Annotated in this window: 18 protein-coding genes, 1 tRNA gene and 1 riboswitch; of the genes, 8 read left to right on the forward strand and 11 right to left on the reverse strand. The window is 69.8% G+C overall.

Features of this window, described 5'->3' with window-relative positions:
* Nucleotides 1–873 precede the first annotated feature (873 nt).
* A complete protein-coding gene (locus tag OHA72_RS09310; RefSeq protein ID WP_327007430.1) occupies nt 874–1,635 on the forward strand; it encodes an RNA ligase family protein in 762 nt (253 codons plus the stop codon).
* The gene (locus OHA72_RS09315; RefSeq protein ID WP_327007431.1) at nt 1,632–2,762 is read left to right on the forward strand and encodes an AAA family ATPase; all 1,131 of its coding nucleotides are present in this window, start codon (nt 1,632–1,634) and stop codon (nt 2,760–2,762) included. Before OHA72_RS09310 ends, OHA72_RS09315 begins: the two co-directional genes overlap by 4 nt.
* Here the strand turns inward: OHA72_RS09315 and OHA72_RS09320 are convergent.
* The 3 genes from OHA72_RS09320 to OHA72_RS09330 all read right to left on the reverse strand — a co-directional run bounded on the left by OHA72_RS09320 (nt 2,752) and on the right by OHA72_RS09330 (nt 4,169).
* Entirely contained in the window at nt 2,752–3,465 is a 714-nt protein-coding gene (locus tag OHA72_RS09320; protein ID WP_327007432.1) for a hypothetical protein, read from the reverse strand. The two genes, OHA72_RS09315 and OHA72_RS09320, sit on opposite strands and share 11 nt — an antisense overlap.
* Nucleotides 3,466–3,573: 108 nt before the next feature.
* Nucleotides 3,574–3,858: a hypothetical protein gene (locus tag OHA72_RS09325; protein ID WP_327007433.1), complete on the reverse strand. Its 285-nt coding sequence runs from the start codon at nt 3,856–3,858 to the stop codon at nt 3,574–3,576.
* A 29-nt stretch (nt 3,859–3,887) separates the two neighbouring features.
* Nucleotides 3,888–4,169 carry a hypothetical protein gene (locus tag OHA72_RS09330; protein WP_327007434.1) on the reverse strand — a complete coding sequence of 94 codons (282 nt, stop codon included), beginning with the start codon at nt 4,167–4,169 and terminating at the stop codon, nt 3,888–3,890.
* A gap of 145 nt (nt 4,170–4,314) precedes the next feature.
* Here OHA72_RS09330 and OHA72_RS09335 point away from each other — a divergent pair, with 145 nt between their 5' ends.
* Complete coding sequence (locus OHA72_RS09335; protein ID WP_327007435.1) at nt 4,315–5,358, forward strand: App1 family protein phosphatidate phosphatase; 1,044 nt, start codon at nt 4,315–4,317, stop codon at nt 5,356–5,358.
* On the opposite strand, the gene OHA72_RS09340 is transcribed toward OHA72_RS09335, so the two are convergent.
* The 3 genes from OHA72_RS09340 to OHA72_RS09350 form a co-directional block, all read right to left on the reverse strand.
* A complete protein-coding gene (locus OHA72_RS09340; RefSeq protein WP_327007436.1) occupies nt 5,355–5,756 on the reverse strand; it encodes a VOC family protein in 402 nt (133 codons plus the stop codon). The two genes, OHA72_RS09335 and OHA72_RS09340, sit on opposite strands and share 4 nt — an antisense overlap.
* 12 nt (nt 5,757–5,768) lie before the next feature.
* Nucleotides 5,769–6,722, reverse strand: a complete 954-nt coding sequence (locus OHA72_RS09345; protein ID WP_327007437.1) for a DHH family phosphoesterase — start codon at nt 6,720–6,722, stop codon at nt 5,769–5,771.
* A gap of 72 nt (nt 6,723–6,794) precedes the next feature.
* Nucleotides 6,795–7,745, reverse strand: a complete 951-nt coding sequence (locus tag OHA72_RS09350; RefSeq protein ID WP_327007438.1) for a coiled-coil domain-containing protein — start codon at nt 7,743–7,745, stop codon at nt 6,795–6,797.
* Nucleotides 7,746–7,820: 75 nt separating this feature from the next.
* Nucleotides 7,821–7,956: riboswitch (cyclic di-AMP (ydaO/yuaA leader) on the reverse strand.
* Between the two features lie 2,095 nt (nt 7,957–10,051).
* Here OHA72_RS09350 and OHA72_RS09355 point away from each other — a divergent pair.
* Nucleotides 10,052–11,173 carry a glycoside hydrolase family 19 protein gene (locus tag OHA72_RS09355; RefSeq protein ID WP_327007439.1) on the forward strand — a complete coding sequence of 374 codons (1,122 nt, stop codon included), beginning with the start codon at nt 10,052–10,054 and terminating at the stop codon, nt 11,171–11,173.
* A gap of 44 nt (nt 11,174–11,217) precedes the next feature.
* Here the strand turns inward: OHA72_RS09355 and OHA72_RS09360 are convergent, their stop codons facing one another.
* From OHA72_RS09360 to OHA72_RS09370, 3 genes are all read right to left on the reverse strand, one after another.
* On the reverse strand, nt 11,218–12,510 hold the full coding sequence (locus OHA72_RS09360; RefSeq protein WP_327007440.1) for a reverse transcriptase family protein: 1,293 nt from the start codon (nt 12,508–12,510) through the stop codon (nt 11,218–11,220).
* Between the two features lie 78 nt (nt 12,511–12,588).
* Nucleotides 12,589–13,914, reverse strand: coding sequence for an NAD(P)/FAD-dependent oxidoreductase (locus tag OHA72_RS09365; protein ID WP_327007441.1), 1,326 nt, complete (start codon nt 13,912–13,914; stop codon nt 12,589–12,591).
* A gap of 141 nt (nt 13,915–14,055) precedes the next feature.
* Complete coding sequence (locus OHA72_RS09370) at nt 14,056–14,562, reverse strand: mycothiol transferase (protein WP_327007442.1); 507 nt, start codon at nt 14,560–14,562, stop codon at nt 14,056–14,058.
* Nucleotides 14,563–14,689: 127 nt separating this feature from the next.
* On the opposite strand from OHA72_RS09370, the gene OHA72_RS09375 reads away from it, so the two are divergent.
* Entirely contained in the window at nt 14,690–15,046 is a 357-nt protein-coding gene (locus tag OHA72_RS09375; protein WP_327007443.1) for a hypothetical protein, read from the forward strand.
* Between the two features lie 50 nt (nt 15,047–15,096).
* Here OHA72_RS09375 and OHA72_RS09380 read toward each other — a convergent pair whose 3' ends face one another.
* Nucleotides 15,097–15,951, reverse strand: a complete 855-nt coding sequence (locus tag OHA72_RS09380; protein WP_327007444.1) for a hypothetical protein — start codon at nt 15,949–15,951, stop codon at nt 15,097–15,099.
* 48 nt (nt 15,952–15,999) lie between these two features.
* On the opposite strand from OHA72_RS09380, the gene OHA72_RS09385 reads away from it, so the two are divergent.
* From OHA72_RS09385 to OHA72_RS09395, 3 genes are all read left to right on the forward strand, one after another.
* Nucleotides 16,000–16,434: a GNAT family N-acetyltransferase gene (locus OHA72_RS09385; protein WP_327007445.1), complete on the forward strand. Its 435-nt coding sequence runs from the start codon at nt 16,000–16,002 to the stop codon at nt 16,432–16,434.
* A gap of 68 nt (nt 16,435–16,502) precedes the next feature.
* Nucleotides 16,503–16,574 (forward strand) — tRNA-Lys (locus tag OHA72_RS09390).
* 973 nt (nt 16,575–17,547) lie between these two features.
* Nucleotides 17,548–21,261: a S8 family serine peptidase gene (locus OHA72_RS09395; protein WP_327007446.1), complete on the forward strand. Its 3,714-nt coding sequence runs from the start codon at nt 17,548–17,550 to the stop codon at nt 21,259–21,261.
* A 63-nt stretch (nt 21,262–21,324) separates the two neighbouring features.
* On the opposite strand, the gene OHA72_RS09400 is transcribed toward OHA72_RS09395, so the two are convergent.
* On the reverse strand, nt 21,325–22,275 hold the full coding sequence (locus OHA72_RS09400; RefSeq protein WP_327007447.1) for a helix-turn-helix domain-containing protein: 951 nt from the start codon (nt 22,273–22,275) through the stop codon (nt 21,325–21,327).
* Nucleotides 22,276–22,637: the final 362 nt, after the last annotated feature.

The following is a 22,637-nucleotide window of genomic DNA, read 5'->3' on the forward strand; positions in this document are numbered from 1 at the left end:
CGTGTTGTTGTACACGGCGACGTCAGGATCGGCATACCACCCGTCGACGAACGGGTTGCCCGCCTCCGCGGTCGTGTAGTCCGGGACGGCGGCGGCGCCCACACCGGGCACCAGCACACCCCCGACGATTGCGGCGGCGGTCAGGGCGGCGAGTCTCTTGGCTGCGGTGAACATCGGTGGCGGCTCCGACGGTGACGCGCTGGCGGGCGCGGGGGTGGTGGATCGCACATGTTCCGTAAATATTGAACAGAACGTGCCGACCACGTCAAGGTTGAACCCCCACTGAGGCCCGAAATGACACATATACCAAAACGCCAACCAACAATTTCTGACTTTCTCTGTCAACCCTTCGCGGAAGTCCTGCCGAGCACCGTCAACTCCCGACGAAAGCCCGGCGCGGAGCCGCACGGCCGTTGCCGCGTCCGCCCGACGACAGCGGCAGATGCGCAACGCCCGCCGTCGCAGTTGGACGGCGGGCGAAGGCGGGCGGCTCGAGGTGACGATGCAGAGATCAGCCCTCCGCTCTACGGTGAAGCGGGCATTTCGGGTCGGGTTGGTCGAGCTCGTGCCAGGTGTCTTCGACGCAGCTGCCATCAAGCAGGTCGACGCGCGCGGTGCAGCGACTCCAATGGCAGATACATCCGGCTATAAGAGCCTTTTCGTATTCCATGAACGGATTTTCTCGCGTCGCCAACACGATGGGGCGCCTCAAGACCAGGCTCACACGCGGGTCACATTGCGTCCTGAAAAGGGTGACCGCCGCCCGTGCCGTCGCACCCCCCGCCGGGAGCACGGTGAAGCCGTGCGCTGAGGACAGTGAGCCGGGTGGGAAATCCGGTGTCCGTGGGGAGTGGGGTCGGCTACAACTTCTGTGTGCTGCGCAAATACCCGAGGACACCGCACCTGCAGGGATCGCGGCTGCAGCCGGGCGACCATGACCTGGCGCAGGTGCCGTTCGCGCAGCTTGCCGGGCAGGTGCTGGTCGTCGAGGAGAAGCTCGACGGGGCCAACTGTGCGGTCAGTTTCGATGCCGATGGTGAGCTGCTGCTGCAGTCGCGGGGGCACTACCTCACCGGCGGGCCGCGGGAGAAGCAGTTCGGGCTGCTGAAGGCGTGGGCGGCGACCGTGCGGTACGAGTTGCAGCCCGTGCTGAGCGACCGCTACGTCATGTACGGCGAATGGCTGTACGCCAAGCACACCGTCTTCTACGACGCGCTGCCGCACCACTTCTGCGAGTTCGACGTCTACGACCGGGTGGCGGAGGAGTTCCTGTCCACCGGGCGGCGCCGTGAGCTGCTGGAAGGGCTGCCGGTCAGCTCGGTGCCCGTGCTGTACACCGGGCGCATCGGCAAGCTCGCCGAGCTGACGGCGTTCGTCGGGCCGTCGACCTGTAGGACGACGAGGTGGCGCGACGCGCTGCGGGAGGCCGCCGTTGCCGGTGGTGCCGACCCGGACCAGGTCGTCAAGGAGACCGACATGTCCGAAGACATGGAGGGGCTGTACCTGAAGCTCGAGGACGCCGGCACCGTGCTCGGCCGCTACAAGTGGGTGCGGCCCAGCTTCCACACCGCGATCCTGGACTCCGGCAGCCACTGGCAGGACCGGCCGATCGTCGCGAACCGGGTGCGGGCGTGAACGTCTTCGAGCGGCTCTGCCCCGCCGGGCCGTCGTGGTCGGTGCCGTGGCAGGAGATCCACGCCGCGTTCGACTGGGTGCGGCGGCTCGACGGGGTGCCGCAGGACGCCGTGCACCACGCCGAGGGTGACGTGGCCACGCACACGCGGATGGCGTGCGAGGCCCTGGCGCAGCTGCCGGCGTGGCGGGAGCGGCCGGCCGGCGAGCGGGCCCGGCTCTTCGCGGCGGTGCTGCTGCACGACGCGGCGAAGCCGGACTGCACCCAGGTCGAGGAGGACGGGCGGATCACCGCGCACGGCCACTCGCGCCGCGGTGACCTGACCGCGCGGCGGGTGCTGTGGGAGGCGGGGGTGCCGATCGCGTGGCGGGAGCACGTGGCCGCGCTGATCCGGCATCATCAGGTGCCGTTCTGGGCGCTGGAGCGGCCCCGCGGCGACCTCGACCGGATCATCCACCGGGTCAGCCTGCTCGCCCGCAACGACGATCTCGGGCTGCTCGCCACCGCCGACATTCTCGGGCGGGTCTGTGCCGACGCGGGTGAGATGCTCGACAACGTCGCGCTCTTCGTGCAGTACACCACGGATGACGGCTGCCTCGACCAGCCTCGGCGCTTCCCGTCCGAGCATGCCAGGTTCACCTATTTCCGGAACCTGGATCGGGTCGCTGACTTCGCGGCGTACGACGACACCAAGGTCACTGTGACCGTCATGTCGGGGCTGCCCGGATCGGGGAAGGACCACTGGATCGCCGCCAACCGGCCGGGCGTGGCGGTGGTGAGCCTCGACGACTGGCGCGAGCGGCTGCGGGTCAGGCCCACCGACGACCAGGGCCCGGTGATCGCCGCCGCGACCGACCAGGCCAAGGTGCTGCTGCGGGCCGGCACGCCGTTCGTCTGGAACGCGACGAACCTGACCCGGCAGATGCGGGCGCGGTGCATCGGGCTGGTCGCCGACTACGGCGGGAGGATCGAGATCGTCAGCGTCGAGGCGCCGCCGGAGGTGATGCGGCGGCGCAACCGGGCCCGCCCGCGCCCGGTGCCGGACGGGGTGGTCAACCGGATGGTCGGGCGCTGGGAGACGCCCGACCCCACGGAGGCGCACCGCGTGAACTGGGTCCTCAACGCCTGATCGTGCCGGTGGTGGTGGCGGTGGTGCGCTGCCGCTGCATCGCGAGGGCCTGCAGGGCCGAGGAGCGCACCAGCAGCAGCGGGTTGAGCGGTTCGTTGGCCGCGATCGGCTTGGCGTACGGGCGGTTCTCCACCGACCAGCCGTCGTGCAGGTTGTACTCGACGGAGAAGCTGCGGTTGCCGGTCTTCGAGTAGTCCAGCAGGATGCCGGGGCCGAGCGCGCGGGTGGCGACCTCGCCGGCCATGTGCGGGATCGGCGAGAAGAAGAACGCGACCTTCGGGATCGGCTGGAAGAGGTCCACGTCGATCAGGTCGAAGATGCCGACCGGCTGGTACATGCCGTGGGTGTCGTGGATGCACAGGCCGGCGCCGAGCTCGACCCGTCCGGTGTTGTCGATCTCCATGTGGCCGGCCGGGCCGCCCGGCGTGACGATGCCGGCGCCGTCGTTGCCGGCGACCGTGAGCACGCTGCCCAGCGGGGCCGGGTAGTTGTGGGTCGGCACCACCTTCGTGCTCGGTGCCATGGTCGAGTGGCGGGCCGTGAACATCGAGTACGTCTCGTGCCAGGCGACCTCGAGATGGCGTTCGAGGTAGTGCACGGAGAGCCAGATGGTCGGGGCGCCGCTCGCCGAGGTGGCGATCGCGTGGAGGCCGAAGAGCGCGAAGTGGTGGTCGCGCAGCTGCTCGATCGTGGCCTCGTTCATATCGATCGTGAGTTTGTGCTGCTCCACGGCTGTCCTCCAGGGTTCTGCGCGGCAGTAGAACCTCAGTGTGGAGCGATTGGGTTGCGCAATCGGGGCATTTCGTGAAAGTCACTCACGCCCTGGCCGGGCTGCATCGATGACGGCGCGGGCGGCGCGGTCCAGCTCGGCGGGGTCCGGCTGGAAGGCGGCGGCGATGTCCGGGTGGAGGCTCGACCTGGCGGTCTCCAGCAACCGGGCGCCGACCTCGGCGGCCGACTCTGCGTGGTAGTCCTGGGCGACCTGTTCGGCGGCCCATTGCAACGCCGAGCTCAGCTGGGCTTCGAGAGGCTCCTGCAGCTTCTGCGCCGCCGGGCTGAGCTGAGCGTCGTCGAGTGAGACGTGGAGTTCCTGCATGATCGCGCGATACCCATGTGCCGCGCGTTTCAAGCGCTGCGCGCGAGCAGTCGCACCGACCGGGGCGCGTTGCGCCGGGCCGGGTACGTCGAACGGACCAGCGCGAGGGCCCACGCCATCCGCGCCACCGCCGTGTCCGGGTGGTCACCGAACTCGCCGGCGACCTGGGCCGCGCAGCCCTTGATGCCGACCCGCCGCAGCGTCGTCGCGACCGCCGCACGGATCTCGTCGCTCTTCGGCGCCTGCGAGCACTGCAGGTGGGAAACGAACAGTGCCTCGGCTCGTACCGCCTCGAATGTCGTGATTGCCATCTCGCACCCCTTGGTGTGTGTTCCTGATAACACCAACGCTAGAAGTGTCCGAAGCGTTCGGGCTCACGGATTCATGCCACCGTCGTGTACCCGTCACCCTGCGTGTGGTGGTGCGGTGGCGTAGGGGCTGTGACAGGGTGATCGCGTGTCGTTGACCCCGTCTGGTCCGGTCCGTCTGCACCGCGCCGCGCGCATCGAGGACGCCTTCCACGACGTGCTGGAGCGGCGGCTCCGGCTGCGCGGGTGGAAGGTCGCCGTCACCCCGTACACCGGCTACGGCGGCCCCGGCTGGGTCCGCGTCCTCGGCCGGGTCCTGCTCGCCCGCCTGGACCCGAAACCCGGGCGGCGCCTGAAGAAGCTGCGGGGCTGGCGCTCGTTCACCGCCGTGTCCGTGGCGAACGCCCCGGTGCGCATCACCGCCGGGGACCGCACCTGCGAGGTCCGCTGCGACCGGGGCGGCTTCATCGACACCGTCATCGAGGCGGACCTCGCCCCCGGCTGGGCAACCGTCACGCTGCAGAGCGAGGACAGCACCCCGGTCGAGGCGCCGGTGCGGATCATCGACCCGTCGGTGCGCTTCGGGATCGTCTCCGACGTCGACGACACCGTCATGGTCACGACGCTGCCGCGCCCGCTGCTGGCCGCGTGGAACACGTTCGTCCTCGACGAGCACGCGCGCGCCTCGGTACCGGGGATGGCGGTGCTCTACGAGCGGCTGGTCAACGCCAACCCCGGCGCTCCGGTGTTCTACCTCTCGACCGGCGCCTGGAACGTCGCGGCGACCCTGACCCGGTTCCTGTCGCGCCACCTGTACCCGGCCGGCCCGCTCCTGCTGACCGACTGGGGCCCGCAGCCCGACCGGTTCTTCCGCAGCGGCCAGGCGCACAAGCGCGCGTCCCTGGCGCGGCTGGCGGAGGAGTTCCCCGACATCCGGTGGCTGCTCGTCGGCGACGACGGCCAGCACGACCCGGAGATCTACGCGGAGTTCGTCGCCGAGCACCCCGACAGCGTGGCCGCCGTCGCGATCCGGCACCTGTCCCCGACGCAGGCGGTCCTCGCCGGCGGCTTCCCGACCACGGTCGAGAGCACCCGCCGGCTGCCGGCCGACGCGAGCGCCGCACAGCGCTGGCTGCGCGCCCCGGACGGCGCCGGTCTCTGGCGCCTGCTCCGGGACACGGAGATGCTCTAACCCTGGTCCGGTCCCGGCGCCACCATCCACAGGTGGCCGTCGGGGTCGGCGAAGGCGCCGGCGTACCCCCACGGCTGCTCGGCGGGCTCGGTGACGACCCGGCCGCCGGCGGCCCTGGCCCGCTCGATCACGGCGACCACGTCCTCACGGCCCGGCACCGACCGGCTCAGGACGCACTCGCTCGTCCCGGCCGGCGCCACCTGGTGATCGCCGATCACCCAGCCGAACCCGTCGGCCGGCACCAGCATCAGGGCGACCCCGTCCGCGACCGGGAACTGCAAGGGCTCCGGCAGCCCGTCGCCACCCTCCGGGCCGAACGGCTCGGCGTCCAGGACTGCGCGGTAGAAGGCGTGGGAGGTGTACCGGTCGGCGACCGGCAGCGCGATGGTGAAGGTCATATGAGGTATACGTCAGGGAGTGCCGGAACTCATCGCGGCCGCTCGCGGGGCGCCGACCTTGGCGATGATCTCCCGCAGGACGCGCTCCGACGCGTCGTGCGGGACCTGGCAGGTGCCGGCCGCCAGGTGGCCGCCGCCGCCGTACTCGAGCATCACCGAGCCGATGTCGGTCGGTGAGGTGCGGTCCAGGATCGACTTGCCGACCGCGAAGACGGTGTTGAGCTTCTGCCTGCCCCAGATCACGTGGATGGAGACCCGGGCGTCCGGGAACAGCGCGTACACCATGAACCGGTTCCCCGCGAAGATCACCGCTTCGTCCCGCAGGTCGACGACGACCACGTCACCCTCGACGTGGCTGACCCGACGCAGCTGGTCGACGAAGAGCTCCTGCTGCTCGCGGAAGAGCTCGGCCCGCTCTGCCACGTCCGGCAGCGCCAGGATCTCCTCGACGTCCTGATGGTCGATGCACGCGTCGATGAGCTGCATCATCAGCTGGTAGTTGGAGATCCGGAACTGGCGGAACCGCCCCAGCCCGGTGCGGCTGTCCATGAGGAAGTTCATCAGCGTCCACCCGACCGGCTGCAGGATGTCCGCGATGTCGTACTGGGCGGAGTCGGCCTTGTCGACCGCCTCCATCAGCTCGTCCGACACGTTCGGGAAGCGCGCGGCGCCGCCGAAGTGGTCATAGATGACGCGGGCCGCCGACGGGGCCTCCGCGTCGATGATGTGGTTGTCGTTGTCGCCGGTGTTGCGCAGCGTCTCCGAGTGATGGTGGTCGAAGACCATGTGGGCGCCCGGCGCGTACGGCAGATTCGTCAGGATGTCGTTCGGCCCGACCTCGACCGCGCCGTCCTGGACGTCCTTGGGGTGCACGAACGTGATGTCGCCGATGAGCTCCAGGTGACGCAGCAGCACGGCGCACACCAGGCCGTCGAAGTCGCTGCGCGTCACGAGTCGGTGCTTCACGAGAAATCCCCTCACCTGCGTCGGCCGGTCGACAGTTGCCCTATCGGCCGGCCGTCCGCAGACGTGAGGGTCTTACAGCACGGACAGATGCACGTGGTTGGTGTGGTCGCTGGAGGGATCCCCGCCGACGCCGCTGTAATGGTGCCAGCCGACCGCGGGCGTCCAGATCTGTTTGAACCAGATGACGTACATGACGCCGAGCCGGTCCGCGTTCTTCACGAAATAGGTCGCGAGATTGGCGCCGTAGACCTTGTCCTCGCCGGCGGCGACACCACCGAAGCCGGACTTCGATTGTACCGAGAAGTCGCAGGCACGACCCTTCGGGTGCTCATACGGCCCGCTGGGCCGGTAGCACGAGACGAACCGCTTGAAGCCGGCCGCCTGCGCCTGCTGCATCGCGTGCAGCGTGCGCTGCGTGATGCAGCCGGTGGTGGTGGGATCGTTGACCTTGCACGACTCCGCCGACCAGCCACCGCTGGCGTTGCGCGGCGACGGCTGCGCGAGCGGCAGGTTGGCCGAGACGAAGCCGTTGCTCGGCCCGCCCGCCTGGGCCAGGCCCTTCTCGGCTTCCTTCTTCTTCGCGGCCATGACCGCGACCTGCTCCTGCTGGAGCTTGACCTCTGCCTCCAGCGCGGCCTTCTGCGCCGCCTGGTCCTTCTTCAGCTGGTTGAGGTCGCGCAGCAGGTTGTCATTGTGGTGGGCGATCTCGTCGATCGAGCCGGCGCGCTCCGCGAACCCGGTCGGGCTGCCCGAATCCATCAGCGCCACGAACGTGGTGAGCGGCCCCGTCCGGTACGCAGCGACGGCGATCGCCGAGACCTGCTCGGTGACCCTGGCCAGCTCCGCCTCGGTCACGGCGAGCTTGGCGGTCAGATCGGCCTGGTTCTTGACCGACGCGTCGAACTTGTCCTTGGCCTCGATCCAGCCACGGGTGCTCTCGTCGAGGACCTGCGCGAGGGTCGCGTTGGAACCCTCGTCGCCTGTGTCGTCGCCCGGCTCGGCGGCGGCCGGTGCGGCAGCCATCCCACAAAGGACGGCGGCCGTCATCAGGACGGCGAGAATCCGCCGACCGGGATGTCGTGATGACATCTGGCTCGTTGTTCCTTCCGTCGGCCGCCGACCGGGTTAGCTGACGGGTTCGGGACGGAACGATCCCTACCGCGGTTGCCCGCGGATTCACCCCAGTTACGGTTGGGTCCCCGATTCGCCGGTGTCGAGCCGGCGATTAGGCGGCAGTCGCGCCCGGCACCGCGGGGAGCGGTGCCTGTCGGACGAGACCGACGGCCAGCCTACCCAGGGCGATTCGCCCGCGCAGCGCACCGATTGTGCGGTGCTGTGACACACCTCTCGAAACGGCACCACCCCAGCAGGTCGCCTAAGCGTCCCGAAAGAAATCGACGTGATGGAAATCACTAAAATGCTTTCACGCTTCCGGAACCGTCTGCCCGCGACCATTGTTCTACGCAACCTACCGATCGCGCAGTGTCACCACCCCGGATGCGGCGGAATGCCGCAATGCGCCGCTATTCAATCTTCAGAGTAGTGAATGCGCACAAATGACACCCGGCCGCGCTTGCCGTTCTTCCACCGATGGTCCACGCCCGTGATCCAAGGACGGCGCCGACCGCGTTCCGTCCTTCGATCTGCCATCCGGGACGTCGCCCCGGATGGCGCCGCCGCTGCCCGCGATCCGCCGGCCGCGCCAACCTGGTCGACGCCGCTCACGACCCGCGAAACGGCATGGCCGCCCCTGCCTCGGTCGCCTCCGCCCGTGATCCAAGGACAGGGATGGCTGTCCCGGTAGCCAGCCCCATCCTTCGATCAAGCAGGCCGCGAAGGCTACCCCCACCGGAGTCGCCTCCACTCGTGATCCAAGGACGCCGGTGGTTGTCCCGGTAGCCGGATCCAGCCTTCGATCATGCAGGCCGGGAGGCGACCCCCGGCCGACGTCGCCTCCGCTCGTGATCCAAGGACGGCGGTGGCCGCCCGGATGGCCAGATCGCGCCATCGATCACGGAAGTCGACGCGCGGCCGGCGCACGCCCGATCGGCAGACCACGAACGCGGCAGCAGACGACCCCTGGCGCGCCGAGCACGCACGCCCGCCGCCGGCCCGTGCCGCCCAGGCCCGCACGCGCAAGGCAGCCGCCCGACCCCGATCTCGACCTCCACGCCCGACCTGCGGCTCACCCCGAGCCGCGCCCGGCCCTCCCGTGATCCAAGGACGGCGGTGGCCGCCCGGATGACCAGATCGCGCCATCGATCACGGAAGTCGACGCGCGGCCGGCGCACGCCCGATCGGCAGACCATGAACGCGGCAGCAGACGACGCCGGGCGCGCCGAGCACGCACGCCCGCCGCCGGCCCGAGCCGCGCCAGGCCCGCCTGAACCGGGCCCGCATGCGCAATGCAGCCGTCCGACCCCTGCGGCCACCCGAGTGGCGCCCGGCCCGCCCGTGATCCAAGGACGGCGGTGGCCGCGCGGATGACCAGATCGCGCCATCGATCACGGCAACCCACGCGCGCGGCCGGCACACGCCCGATCGGCAGGCCATGAACGCGGCGGCAGACGACCCCGGGGGCGCGCCGAGCACGCACGCCCGCCGCCGGCCCGCGCCGCGCCAGGCCCGCACGCGCAAGGCAGCGCCCGACCCCGATTTCCCGCTCCACGCCCGACCTGCGGCTGACCCGAGCGGCGCCGGGTCCGTGATCCAAGGACGCCGGTGGTCGCTCGGGCGACCGGATCGCGCCATCGATCACGGAAGTCGACGTGCATAGCGGCCGCCCATCCGGGCCGCGGCCGGCACGGCCCTCGATCCCGATCTTCCGACTCCCCGTCCGGAGCGCTTGCACCCGGCGCTGCACATGCACGCCGACGGCTGGACCGCCCCTGCTTCGCGCCCGACCTGCGGCTCACCCGAGCGGCGCCGGGTCCGTGATCCAAGGACGGTGGTGGTCGCTCGGGCGACCGGATCGCGCCATCGATCACGGAAGTCGACGTGCATGGCGGCCGCCCATCCGGGCCGCGGCCGGCCCGATCCTCGATCCCGATCTCCCGACTCCCCGCCCCGAGCGCACCGTGCAAGGCTCCGCACACGCACGCCGCCGGCTGGCCGCTGCTTCGCGCCCGATCTATGGCTCGCCTGAGCGGCGCCCGGTCCGTGATCCAAGGACGGCGATGGCTGCTCGGGAGGGCAGCGCCGCCCATCGATCGCGGTGCGAACGTTAGGGAAACCGTAAAGTTTGTTCATAAATAGGTGTTGTCGGTGGTCAGGGGGTGGTCGGGCTGGTCGTATGAGGGACCAGTGTCGATCTGAACGGAAGTGATCAGGTGTCCAGAGTGCGCCTGCTGGCGATGCTCGCCGCGACCGCCGTCGTCGGTGGGGTCGTCGCCGTGTTCAACATGCTGCCGGCGTCGGCTGCCACCTGCGCCGCCGCGTGGCAGTCGTCGGCGGTCTACACCGGGGGCGCCACCGTGTCCCACAACGGCCGTAACTTCCTCGCCAAGTGGTGGACGCAGAACGAGGCGCCGCCCGGCACCAGTGGGGTCTGGCAGGACCAGGGCGTGTGCGGCGGGAGCACCCCGCAGCCGCCGACGCAGACCGGGTCCGCCGGCGGGTGCAGCTTCCCGGCCTGGGTGCAGGGGCGCAACTACGTCACCGGTGACGTCGTGAAGTTCACCGACGGCAAGTACTACGTCGCCGAGCACGACAACCCGGGGTACAGCCCGACGATCAGCACCTGGTACTGGGACCCGTACACCTGCAACGGGCAGCCGAACCCGACGACGCAGCCGCCGACGAACCCGACGACGCAGCCGCCGTCGAACGGGGCGTTCGTGGTCAGCGAGGCGCAGTTCAACCAGATGTTCCCGAGCAGGAACCCGTTCTACACGTACAACGGCCTGGTCGCGGCGTTGAGCGCGTATCCGGCGTTCGCGAAGACCGGCACGGACGCGGTGCGCAAGCAGGAGGCGGCCGCATTCCTCGCGAACGTGAACCACGAGACCGGTGGGCTGGTGTACATCGTCGAGCAGAACACCGCCAACTACCCGCACTACTGTGACACGAGCCAGCCGTACGGGTGCCCCGCCGGGCAGGCCGCGTACTACGGTCGCGGGCCGATCCAGCTCAGCTGGAACTTCAACTACAAGGCCGCCGGTGACGCGCTCGGCATCGACCTGCTGCACAACCCGAACCTGGTGCAGACCGATCCGGCCGTGGCGATGAAGACGGCGCTCTGGTACTGGAACACGCAGAGCGGGCCGGGCACGATGACGCCGCACAACGCGATGGTCAACGGCGCCGGGTTCGGCGAGACGATCCGCAGCATCAACGGCAGCCTCGAGTGCGGCGGGCGGAACCCGGCGCAGGTGCAGAGCAGGGTCGCGGCGTACCAGCGCTTCATCGGCATCCTCGGCGTGGGCGTCGGAGCGGGCTCGCTGAGCTGCTAGGTCAGGAGCTGGAAGGGCGCCCCGGGGAGTGGGGCGCCCTTCTTCTATGCGAGGGCGGCACGCAGCAGGCGTTCAAGACGCGCCGCGCGCGCCGGGTGCCCGTGCGAGGCCCACGAAACCAGGCCGGTGAGGTGGGCGGCGAAGTCGGGGTGCCCGTCGCGGTTGGCGGCGTCCAGGCCGTCGCGGGCCGCGGTGTGCAGCATGGCGCGCAGGCGGTCGTAGTCGTCGCGGGGGACCGCCGGGTGCGCGTTGACGACGAGGCCGGCGAGCCGCTGCCGGTCGCCGCTGCCCCGGACGCGGGTCTTCGCCGGGTTGACGTGGAATCCCTCGTCCGCAACGACCGCGCTGACGGCTTCGACCAGGCGGGAGGGGTACCCCAGCGAACCGGAGAACGCCAGATCGTCGGCGTAGCGGCCGTAGGTGACGCCGAACCGCGCCGCGAGTCCCGTGAGGCGGCGGTCGAGGCGGAACGCGACGAGGTTGGCCAGGGCCGGTGACGTCGGCGCGCCCTGCGGCAGGTGCGGGGTGCGGTGCTCGATGCGCCCGGAGACCGCGTGCGGGGTCCGCGTGGTGCACATCGCGGTCAGGGCGTGCGCGACCGGCTCCGGGTAGCCGGCGGTGCGGAACAGGCCGTAGACGCGCCCGGCGGTGACACTGGTGAAGAACGCGCGCAGGTCGAGGCGCACCACGGTCGCCTGCCCGGCGTGGGCCGCCGCGAACGTGTGCGCCGAACGCCCCGGGACGAACCCGTGCGCGGCCTCGTGCACCGGCAGCGGTCCGAGCACCTCGTCGAGCAGGCGGCGCTGGATCGCCTTGAGCCGTGATTTCGGTGCCTCGATGAGGCGGTCGCCGATCCAGATGTACGAGTAGTGCCTGACCTTGTGGTCGGCATGCTTCCGGTTGATCCCGCGACGGTCGGCGAACCAGTCCAGTTCGTCGGGGTCGAGGTCGAGCAGCTCGGCGAGCGCGGCCAGGTCGTCGATGCGCGGCGAGTCCCAGCGCTGCCGCACGGTGCGGGTGGCGGTCGCGCGGCGGACCCGGATCGGCTGGCGGGACGGCGCGGTGATGAACTCGGCCAGCTCCCGGGGCCGGTCCGCGGGCGCCTCCCGGTAGGCCCGCAGGACGGCGGTGACGACCGGGCCGAGCCACCGCGGCCGGCGGCCCAGCACCTCGTAGCCGACGTCGAGCAGCGGACCCCGCGCCCAGTCGACGGTCAGGAACGCGTCGGCGAGCGCGCCGGCGACGACGCGGGCAGCGTGTCCCGACGAATCCCGGTCGTGCCTGCGCCGGCTCGCGCGAAGCGCGGGGGCGCGCCGGCGATGCGCTGCCGTGCTCAATCCTGCGTCCCCGGGGTTACCCCGGAGAGACCATCGCTGGTCTGCTCGGGACACGCTGCCACCCCGCCACCCTAATGGTCAGGGCAGGTGCTGCCGGTACTCCTGCAGCGCGCGCCGGGCAAAGACCTGCTGGAACGTGGCGACCCGCTCCGAGCGGCCGCGGCCGATGAAGCTGACGAACCAGTGCAGGACCGCGGTGACCCGGTTCTTGAAGCCGACCAGGTACAGCAGGTGCACGGCGAGCCACATGAGCCAGCCGATGATCCCGGAGAAGTGCAGCTTGCCGACGCTCGCCACCGCCGAGAAGCGGGAGATCGTCGCCATGCTGCCCTTGTCGAAATACTTGAACGGCTGCCCGGTCGGCTGCCCGGCGAGGCGCTTGGTGATCTGCCCGGCGGCGTGCCGGCCGCTCTGGATCGCGACCTGCGCGACGCCCGGCAGCCGGTTGAGGGACATCATGTCGCCGACCGCGAAGATCTCCGGGTGGCCCGGCACCGTGCAGTCCGGGTTGACCTCGAGCCGCCCCGCACGGTCCGTGGACGCGCCGGTCGCCTTCGCCAGCTGCGTCGACAGCGACGGCGCGGCCACACCGGCCGCCCAGATCTTCGTCATCGACTCGATGCGCTGGTGACCGTTGCGGGTCTCGACCTCGATGCCGGTCTCGTCGACGCCGACGACCTTCGTGCCGAGCTCGACCTCCACGCCCATCTTGTGCAGCTGGCGCAGCGCCTTCGTCGACAGGTGGTCGCCGAACGTCGACAGGACCGTGTCCAGCGCGTCGACCAGGATGATCCGCGCGTGCTTCGGGTCGATGTTGCGGTACTGCCCGGGCAGGTGGCGATGTGCCAGCTCGGCGATCTGGCCGGCCATCTCGACCCCCGTGGGGCCGGCGCCCACCACGACGAACGTCAGCCACCGCTCGATCACGGCCGGGTCGGTCTCCAGCTCCGCGAGCTCGAACGCGCCGAAGATCCGCCCGCGCAGCTCCAGGGCGTCGTCGACGCTCTTCATGCCGGGCGCGTGCTCGGCGAACCCGTCGTTGCCGAAGTAGGACTGCGACGCGCCCGCGGCGACGATCAGCGAGTCGTACCCCACGGTGTAGCTGGTGCCGGGGGCGACCGCGGTGACCGTCTTCGCCTCCGGATCGATCTCGGTGACCGTGCCCAGCAGCACCTTGGCGTTGTCCTGCCGCTTGAGGATCTCCCGGATCGGCGGCGCGATCTCGCCCTCGGACAGGATGCCCGTCGCGACCTGATACAGCAGCGGCTGGAACAGGTGGTAGGCGGTGCCGTTGATGAGGGTCACGTCGACCGGCGCGTTCTTCAGCGCCTTGGTCGCGAACAATCCACCGAACCCCGCGCCCACGACCACGACACGGTGACGTCCTTGTGCACGCTCGTCCATCTACATCTCCCGATCAGAGTGTGGATCGTGCAGATCAAGTACACCACCACTTCGCGCCCGTGGCCGTGTGTCGTCCGTGACGTTTCCGGGGTGCCGCTCAGGGAATTCCGGGGTGCCGCTCAGGGAACTCCGGGGTGCCGCTCAGGGAATGAGGCCTCGCACATACGCGGCCTGACCTGCGTGCTGCGTGTCGTCGTCCAGGACGCTGACCAGGCGCACCCCGAGCGTCACCGGCGGATCCCATCGCTCGTCGACGATCCGGTCCAGGTCCTGCTCCGTCAGCGTCGCCAGCCACTCGACGGTCCGCGCCGACACCGCCTCGAAGTACCCGACGAGCACCTCCGGGCTCTCCGGGTGCACCGCCAGGACCTGCGCCGCGGTGTGCCCGTAGCCGGTGTCGTCCGGGTCCGGCTTCAGCCCGAACCGCGCCGCCCAGTCGCCATTGACCCACACCTGCTCGGCGCCGTCGATCAGCTCCGTGACGTGGTCGTCCTGGACCCGCGTGAGGTGCCAGACCAGCCAGCCGATCGTGTTCGCGCCGTCCGCCGGCGCCCACCGCAGCTGCTCCGCCGTGAGCCCGTCGACCGCGCCCCTGACGAGGTCCGGCAACCGCCCGAACCCTTCGACCAGCAGTTCACTCACCCGCATCGTCAACAGTTCCTCTCGTGGCACGTTTCCGGGATTTGACCTTCCACCAAGGTCCGTAGTGTTCAGCACATCGCAAGAACGCACCGAACACCACATAAACGCTAGCTTTCACAACAAGGGGAATGACATGAGCGAGTACGGCGAGTTCGAGACCGGCGAGCAGCACGAGGCGCTGGACCAGGTGCACGAGGTCGACGCCAGCGAGCAGGACTACCAGTCGCAGTTCGGCGTGTACGAGCAGGACCACGCGTCGGCCGAGAACACCAGCTTCGACCAGGGCCACCACGTCGAGTACACCAACCCGTCGGGTGAGCACTACGAGGAGTCGGACTTCACCTCCTACGACCACAGCGAGGCCGAGGCCGACCACATCTTCGCCGCCGAGGGCTCCGAGTCCGCGTCGTCCAGCGAGTTCCACCAGCTCGACGCCCTGCAGGCGCGCTTCGACGCCGCGTTCGCCGAGGGTACCTACGCCTCGAACTGACGCCTCACCCGGCTGCAATGAAAAGGGGGTCCCGTCCCGGGGCCCCCTTTTCAGAATTTGGTCGGAATGATCGCGGCGAGCGCGCTCACCACGAACGGGCTGATGATCACCAGTCCGCTGCGCAGCTCCCCGAACGTCGTCTGGTCGATGCCGAGCAGCTTCTCCAGCCTCGCCCGCTCCTCGGCCTTGTCGACCAGGTCCTCCAGCGCGACGTCCGTCAGCGGGAAGTGCCGGTCCACGAACAGCGCGCACCGCCGTCGCAGGGTGGTGCTCGCCGGCACGTACATGACGCCGACCACGAACGAGGCGACCGCCCCGGAGAACAGCACCGCCGCCTTCGGCAGCTCCGCACCCCACCCCGTCGCCGCACCGTTGACCAGCGTGACCAGCAGCACCAGGAACCCGAGCTGGTTGAGCAACCGGCTGACCAGCCGCCGCAGGCTCAGCAACGTGTTGAGCTGATGCCCCGGCGAACCTTCGATCCTGCGCCGCGCCACCCGCTGCACCGCACCCAGCGTCGCCGCCGACGGCAGCGCCCCGCAGATCGCGATCGCCGACAACGCCAGCCCGCGCCCCGTCAGCCCCTGCTCCCCGAGCACGTACGGCGTGGCGGCCACCAACCCGACGGCCACCGCCACCGACGCGAGCACCAGATGCAGCACGTGGAACAGCCTGACCCGATGCACCGTGCCCAGGTCCCGCCACCGCGCCGCCCCGAACCCGAACGCCTCCCCGCTGGCCGCCCCGAGCACCGCCGCCAGCACCGCGAACAACACCCACCGCGGCTCATGCCCATGCTGCGGACTCGTCCACGCGATCCACGTCCCGAGCACTGCCCCGAGCAGCATCGCCAGCAGCCGCACCTCGCCGGTGATCGTCTCCTCGGCATCCTCCGTCACCGCCACGCCGCACAGCTTCTCATCGCTGTCACCCTGTCGATAGGGTCGGCATTCGTGATCACTGTCGCTGCGCTGACCCCCTCCGACCGTCCCGCGTGGGAGGAGCTGTTCACCGGGTACAACACGTTCTACGAACGGGTCCTGCCGCCCGCCCGGTTCGACATCGCGTGGGCAGGCTTCATGGCCGACACCCGCATCCACGCCCTCGGCGCGAAGCTCGACGGCCGGCTGGTCGGCATCGCCCACTTCCTCACCCACGCCAGCACCACCACGGACGACGTCTGCTACCTGCAGGACCTCTTCACCGCACCCGACGTCCGCGGCAAGGGCGTGGCCAGAGCACTCATCGCGGCCGTGGCCGACTGGGCCCGCGAGCAGCACTGCAACCGCATCTACTGGTCCACCCACGTGTCCAACGCGACGGCCCGCCGCCTGTACGACCAGGTGGCCGTCAACCGTGGCTTCATCCTGTACCAGATCCCGCTCTGACCAGGAACGTTGCCACGGACGGAAACACCCGCGTGCTCCAGCCAGCCGACAAGGTAACCTGTCTCCGCGGGCTGCTAGCTCAATGGCAGAGCTGCGGACTTTTAATCCGTAGGTTCAGGGTTCGAGTCCCTGGCGGCCCACGTTCCGCCAATCGGCGCAGCCTGCTCATCGGCTGTGCCGATTCGCGTTGATGGCTCCACTTTGCCCCGCGCAAGGCTTCGCCTTGCTCCCCAGTGGGGCTTCGCCACCCCACACCCCCCGAAACCGTCGCCGGCTGGTTTGGTTTGGTCTGGTCTGGTCCTCTTTTCGCGTTTGCCGGTGGTGTACGAGGTGCCCCCGGCGGGGCCGTTCTGGGTGGCTGGCCGGTTGGATCCGGGGACCGAGGGTTGGGATGGTTCGAGTGCAGCGGATGAGGTCGCGGGGGTGCCGTCTCGGCCGTCCTGCGGACAGATGCTGGCACGATGTCTGATACGGATCCGCCGGTGGAGCGGGGCAACCCAACCTGCTCACGATGCGCGACGCCACCTTGTCACGGCCTTCGCCCACCTCGGGCACGCAGAGCACGCCGACCTGTATAGCCAAAGGTTGAAAACGGCATGCGTCGTGTCAGCGCTTCGGAGTTGGCACGCATCGCGGAGGAGACGGGTGAGCCTTTCGAGTGGTTGGTGACCGATTCTCCGCCGGCAATCAATTCATACCGGGTGGGCTTGGGCGTTGCTACGACATCCTCCGATCAGCTCGTCGAGGCGCATGATCGGCCGACTCGTGGCCCGCTCCGCCGCGGGCGGTCACGGTTCCCAGTAAAGCAACGGCGTCGTCCTCCCGCAGGATGTCCAGTTGGAGCCGACCTGGCTGCCGCCCCTGTCGCTGTCGACGCCGATCCCGCGCCGTTTCCTCGCTCCAGTCCGCTGGCTTATCGCCGTTCTGCTCGTCAGGGGACGGTGCGCCGCCGACCAGACGGTGGCGACGACCTGACATGTCTGGTGTCCGCCAGGTGCAGCCGTAGCGCGCCGCCCCGGTCTTCACGAAGCTTTGCCCACCGGTACGGACCCTGGTACCGGCAGAAGGAGGGCCAGCTCAATGCCAAGCAAGAGACCGACGTTGGTCGGCGCTGTGCTTGCTGCCACGCTCGTCGTGGCCGGCAGCGGAAGCGCGTACGGCCACGAGCCACTGGAGCCCGTAGCCGGGGTCACCGGCGTACCGGCGTCGTCGGCAGCCGCCCAGCAGATCACGCTCATCACCGGTGACGTGGTCACGGTGACCAACGTGGGGGGCAAGCCGGCGGTCACGGTGACCCCGCACCGCGCGAACAGCCTCTTCCGCACATATTCGATCGGCAGCGACATCTACGTCCAGCCGTTGGAGGCTCAGCCGCTCATCGCGTCCGGCCAGGTCGATCGGCGTCTGTTCAACGTGACCGAGTTGATCGCGCAGGGATACGACGACGCGCACAGCACGTCGATCCCGCTGATCGTGCGTTACCCCAAGAAGGGGGCCGGCAAGGCCGCGGCGCCCGCCGCCCCGGCCGGGAGCCGGAAGATCCGGGACCTGCCCAGCGTGCGGGGCGCTGCGGTTGCCGCCGAGAAGAAGCAGGCGGCCGCGTTCTGGGAGGCGGTCGACGACGACACCGCCGAGGGGCGTGGCCCGAAGGCGAAGTTATCGGGCGGCATCGAGCACATCTGGCTGGACGGCAAGGTGAACGCCCTGCTCGACGTGAGCGTGCCGCAGATCGGCGCGCCCGAGGCATGGGCCGCCGGGTACGACGGCACCGGGGTCAAGGTCGCCGTGCTGGACACCGGAGTGGACCCGAATCACCCGGACCTGGCCGGGCAGATCGTCGACAGCCAGAGCTTCGTCCCCGGCGAGGCCGTTCAGGACGGGCACGGGCACGGCACCCACGTCGCCACCACGATCGCCGGCACCGGCGCGGCCTCCGGCGGTAAGTACAAGGGCGTCGCACCCGGGGCCAAGCTCGTGATCGGCAAGGTGATGTCCAACGCGGGCAGCGGCTACGATTCGCAGATCATCGCAGGGATGGAGTGGGCGGCCCACTCGGGCGCAAAGGTCATCTCGATGAGCCTGGGGGGCACGCCCGACGCCGACACCACCCCGACGGCCGAGGCGGTGAACGAACTGACGGCGGAGACCGGCGTGCTGTTCACCATCGCCGCCGGCAACGCCGGGCAGAACGGCGCGAAGACCCTCGGCTCGCCCGGCATCGCCGAGGCGGCGCTGACCGTCGGCGCGGTGGACGGCGCCGACGCGGTCACCTACTTCTCCAGCCGTGGCCCTACGCCCGGCGGACGTCTCAAGCCGGAGATCACCGCGCCGGGCTGGAAGATCATCGCGGGCCGGGCGTCCGGCACCACCATGGGCGCCCCGGTGGATGACTTCTACACCGCCGCCAGCGGCACATCCATGGCCACGCCACACGTCGCCGGCGCCGCGGCGCTTCTGGCCGGGCAGCACCCGGACTGGACCGCGCCGCGGCTGAAGAGCCAGCTGATCAGCACGGCGAAGACCACCCCGGGCGCCCCGGTCTACGACCAGGGCGCCGGCCGGACCGACGTCGGCCGGGCGGTGCGCCAGTCGGTGTCCGGCTCCGGTGTGGTCGACTTCGGCACCCAGGACTGGGACACGACCAGCAAGTCCGTCAAGCCGATCACCTACTTCAACGACGGTGACCAGCCGGTCACCCTCGCCCTGACGGTGAAGGGCGACGGCAGCGACCTGCCGGCCGGGGCGCTGGCGCTGGGCGCCGACACGGTGACCGTGCCCGCCCACGGCACCGCCGACGTGACCGTGAGGCTCGACCCCACCATCCTGCGGACCGGCACGTACGGCGCCCACGTCGCCGCTGCCTCCGCCGACGGCGCAACGGTCGTGACCACCGCGGTCGGGGTCGTCAAGGATGTCGAGCGCTTCAACGTCAGCGTCAAACTGATCGACCTGGACGGCAAGGCACCGGCCGAGACCTACAGCATCATGTGGTACTGGAGCTTCTCCGACAGCACGGTCGGCGGCCAGTACATCTTCTTCGGCGCCGATGGCACGGTCGACATGCGGCTGCCCCGTGGTGAATACGCCTTCGTGTCAGCCACCTACCGCAACACCCCTGGCTTCAACCAGGTCCGGGATTACGTCTACGGCGCGGAGTCGGGCGTCGTCATCGATGCCGACCGCACCATCACCTTCGACGGGCGCAAGTCAAACCTGGTCACCGTCGACACGCCCAAGCCGAGCCAGGCCAGACAGGTCCGGATGGGCTTGTCACTGATGAACCACGACAAGTCGCTGACAGCCGGGCTTCAGGAAGATCTGTCGGGCAGCACGCGGCTGCACGCCATCCCGTCGCAGCTGGGTAACGCGGCCGTGGAGCACCGGCTGAACTGGTCGCTGACCGCGCGGGCAGTGGAGGCGCAGATCGTCAGCACCGAAGCCTTCCCGATCGCACCGGAGTACGTCGACGGCTGGATCGGCTCGCCACATCTGGACGGCACCCAGGTGCTGCGCGTGGTCGACGCCGGCATCGGGCGACCGCAGGACTACGCGGGCAAGGCGGCCAAGGGCGCGCTGGCACTGGTACGGCGCAACGACGAGGTTGATACGGGCACGCAGATCGACAACGCGGCGAAAGCCGGCGCCGGCGCCATCATCATCTACAACGACGTGCCCGCCGACTGGGGTCTGACCAGCTACTCGTGGACGCCGGCCGCGATCCCGGCCATGACCCTCAACAACGGGCCAGGTGCTCGACTGGCCGGCCTGGCCGCCCACGGCGACGTCAGGATCAAGTTCAGGGGGACCGCGGTCAGCCCGTACACCTACGAAGTGCTCAAGTATCAGCAGGGCATCCTGCCCGACCAGCACCACCGGGTCAGCACCGAGGAACTGGCCACCGTGGAGACCTCTTTCCACGCCTCGGCACGCGATACGGAAGGCGGGTACGGCAGGTTCTTCTACACGCCGCAGCAGGCATTCCTGGTCATGACCCGGGCCCGGGTGGTCATGCCCCAGTTCGTCATGCAGTACGTCACAGCCGGAACACTGACGATCGAGATCATGGCGCCGGCCTCGGTACGGGAGTCGTTGCCCGGTGACCACCAGACGGGACTGGCCGCGTTGCGGCCGGGTCAGCGGGCGACCCAGATCTGGAACAAGGCGGTGGTCCGGACCGCGATAACGGCCAGCACTCCCGAGGGTGCCCTCCGGCAAGGCGATGTCGGGGTGATGCTCCCGGTCGGGCTCCTCGATGGGGCGACCGGTCAGGTGCTCGGGTACCGGCACGGCGCCGACAAGGAACTGACCACCGTGTACCGCGACGGTCAGTTGCTGGGAAACGCCGCCACCACGCAGGTGGCCTTCCCGATGACGGCCGAGCGGGCCCAGTACCGCGTCGTGATGGACGTGCAGCGGGACCTGCCGGCGTGGACGACCTCCACCAAGGTCAACACCGCCTGGACGTTCCACTCCGAACACACCGAGAAGGCATTGCTACCGGTGATCTCGGTCGACTACGACCTGGACGTCGACCTGAACAACAGTGCGAAGGCAGCGTCGATGACCCCCGTCAACCTCGGCTTCCGCTACCCGCACGGCCTGGACGGCCTGCGGATCAAGGAGGCGAAGCTGTGGGCGTCATACGACGACGGCGCCACCTGGCAGCGGGTGACCCTCACCAGCACCGGCGCCGCCGGCGCCACCGGAAAGATCCAGAACCCCCGGCTGCGCGGCGGCAACGGGTTCGTCACCCTGCGGGTGCAAGCCACCGACGCTGACGGCAACACCGTCGAGCAGACCGTGACCCGCGCCTACCAACTGCGGTAACCACCCGCGGGTCGCCCTCGTCCGTGACCCGGACGGGGGCGGCCCGCCCTCGCGGGCGGACCCTCAGGGTGCGATGAGCCCCGACCGGGCGGCGTACCAGGCCAGTTGCATGCGGCTGTTGGTCCCGGTCAGCTTCATCAGCCGTTGAACCCGGCGATGCACGGTTCGTTCGCTGGTCCCGAGCCGGCTGGCCACCGTCTTGTCCGGCATGCCGGACAGCAGGTAGGTCAGCAGCGCGACGTCGACATCGTCCCACGCCGACGCCCCCTCGTTGAGGCCGGCGGCGGTGAGCCGCAGCGGCGTGGCGGCCTGCCAGACCCGCTCGAAAAGCGCCACCAGCAGGTGCACCAGCGACTGTCCCCGGACCAGGAGGAACCCGGGGTGGATGCCGGTCTGGTCGGGCAACATAGGTAACAGCACCGCCGCCTGATCCACGATGATCATCTTGCTGGGCAGTTCGGCGGCGACCCTGATCTCGTACCCGTTCTTGAGGAACCTGCCGAGTTCGGCGGGTGTCCGTGGATCGTCGAGGGCGGCGCGTTCATACACATACCGGTAGCTGGGCACTTCGGCGGAGCTGTCGAGGTCGACGTCGAGCACGTACGGAGGGCGGAAGAATGCAAGTACCTCCTGTTTGGCGCCCCGCTCAATGTTGTCGATCCAGGTGGCAAGCTCCTCCGGCGTGCTGAGCGCCTCCACCTCACTCACGGTGGAGGCCGCCCCGGTCCGGTATACGTCCACCAGCTGAGCCAGCCGGCCCTGGACCTGTTGCAGCTCGGTCTGCCGTTGCACGATCATGGTGCCGAGCCCGACATCCGGCGGTACGACCATATGCAGGCCGCCGCCGTCACGGGTCGCCAGGCCGAGCGCGACCAGCCGCGCCATCACGGACGCCGCAACCGGTTCCGGCAGTCCGAGCGCCTCCGCCACCTCGGCGATGGTCGCCCGCCGCCGCCGCAGCAGCTCGACGTACACGGCCTCGTCCTGTTCGCTGATACCCAGACCGTGTAGCATCCGTCACCCATTCCAACCCTCATTGCGGCGTCGCCCGGCCTACTATGCCGCGCCCAGACGACCGGCGACAGGGGCGAATGGCGGTACTTTCCCTGGTCGGGGGCGTCTTCGGCGCCGCGTCCGATGGTCGATGCCGCCCGGATCGAGCACCACGGTCATTCGGCGGGCGCGGTGCGTTCCAGAAATACATGGCCGGCCCCGTACCCGGTAGACCTCCAGCCTGGTGCCGTCGAGCCGCGCATCGGTTCGGTCATCGGGCATCACCGTGCCCGCGTGACCTGCGAAGACGCAGCGGCAGCGGGTCGCCCACTACAACATGAGCCGGGTTCGCATGGTGATACCTGCGGCCCACCACCTGGCTA

It is taken from the genome of Dactylosporangium sp. NBC_01737 (genome assembly GCF_035963215.1).
Lineage (GTDB): Bacteria > Actinomycetota > Actinomycetes > Mycobacteriales > Micromonosporaceae > Dactylosporangium.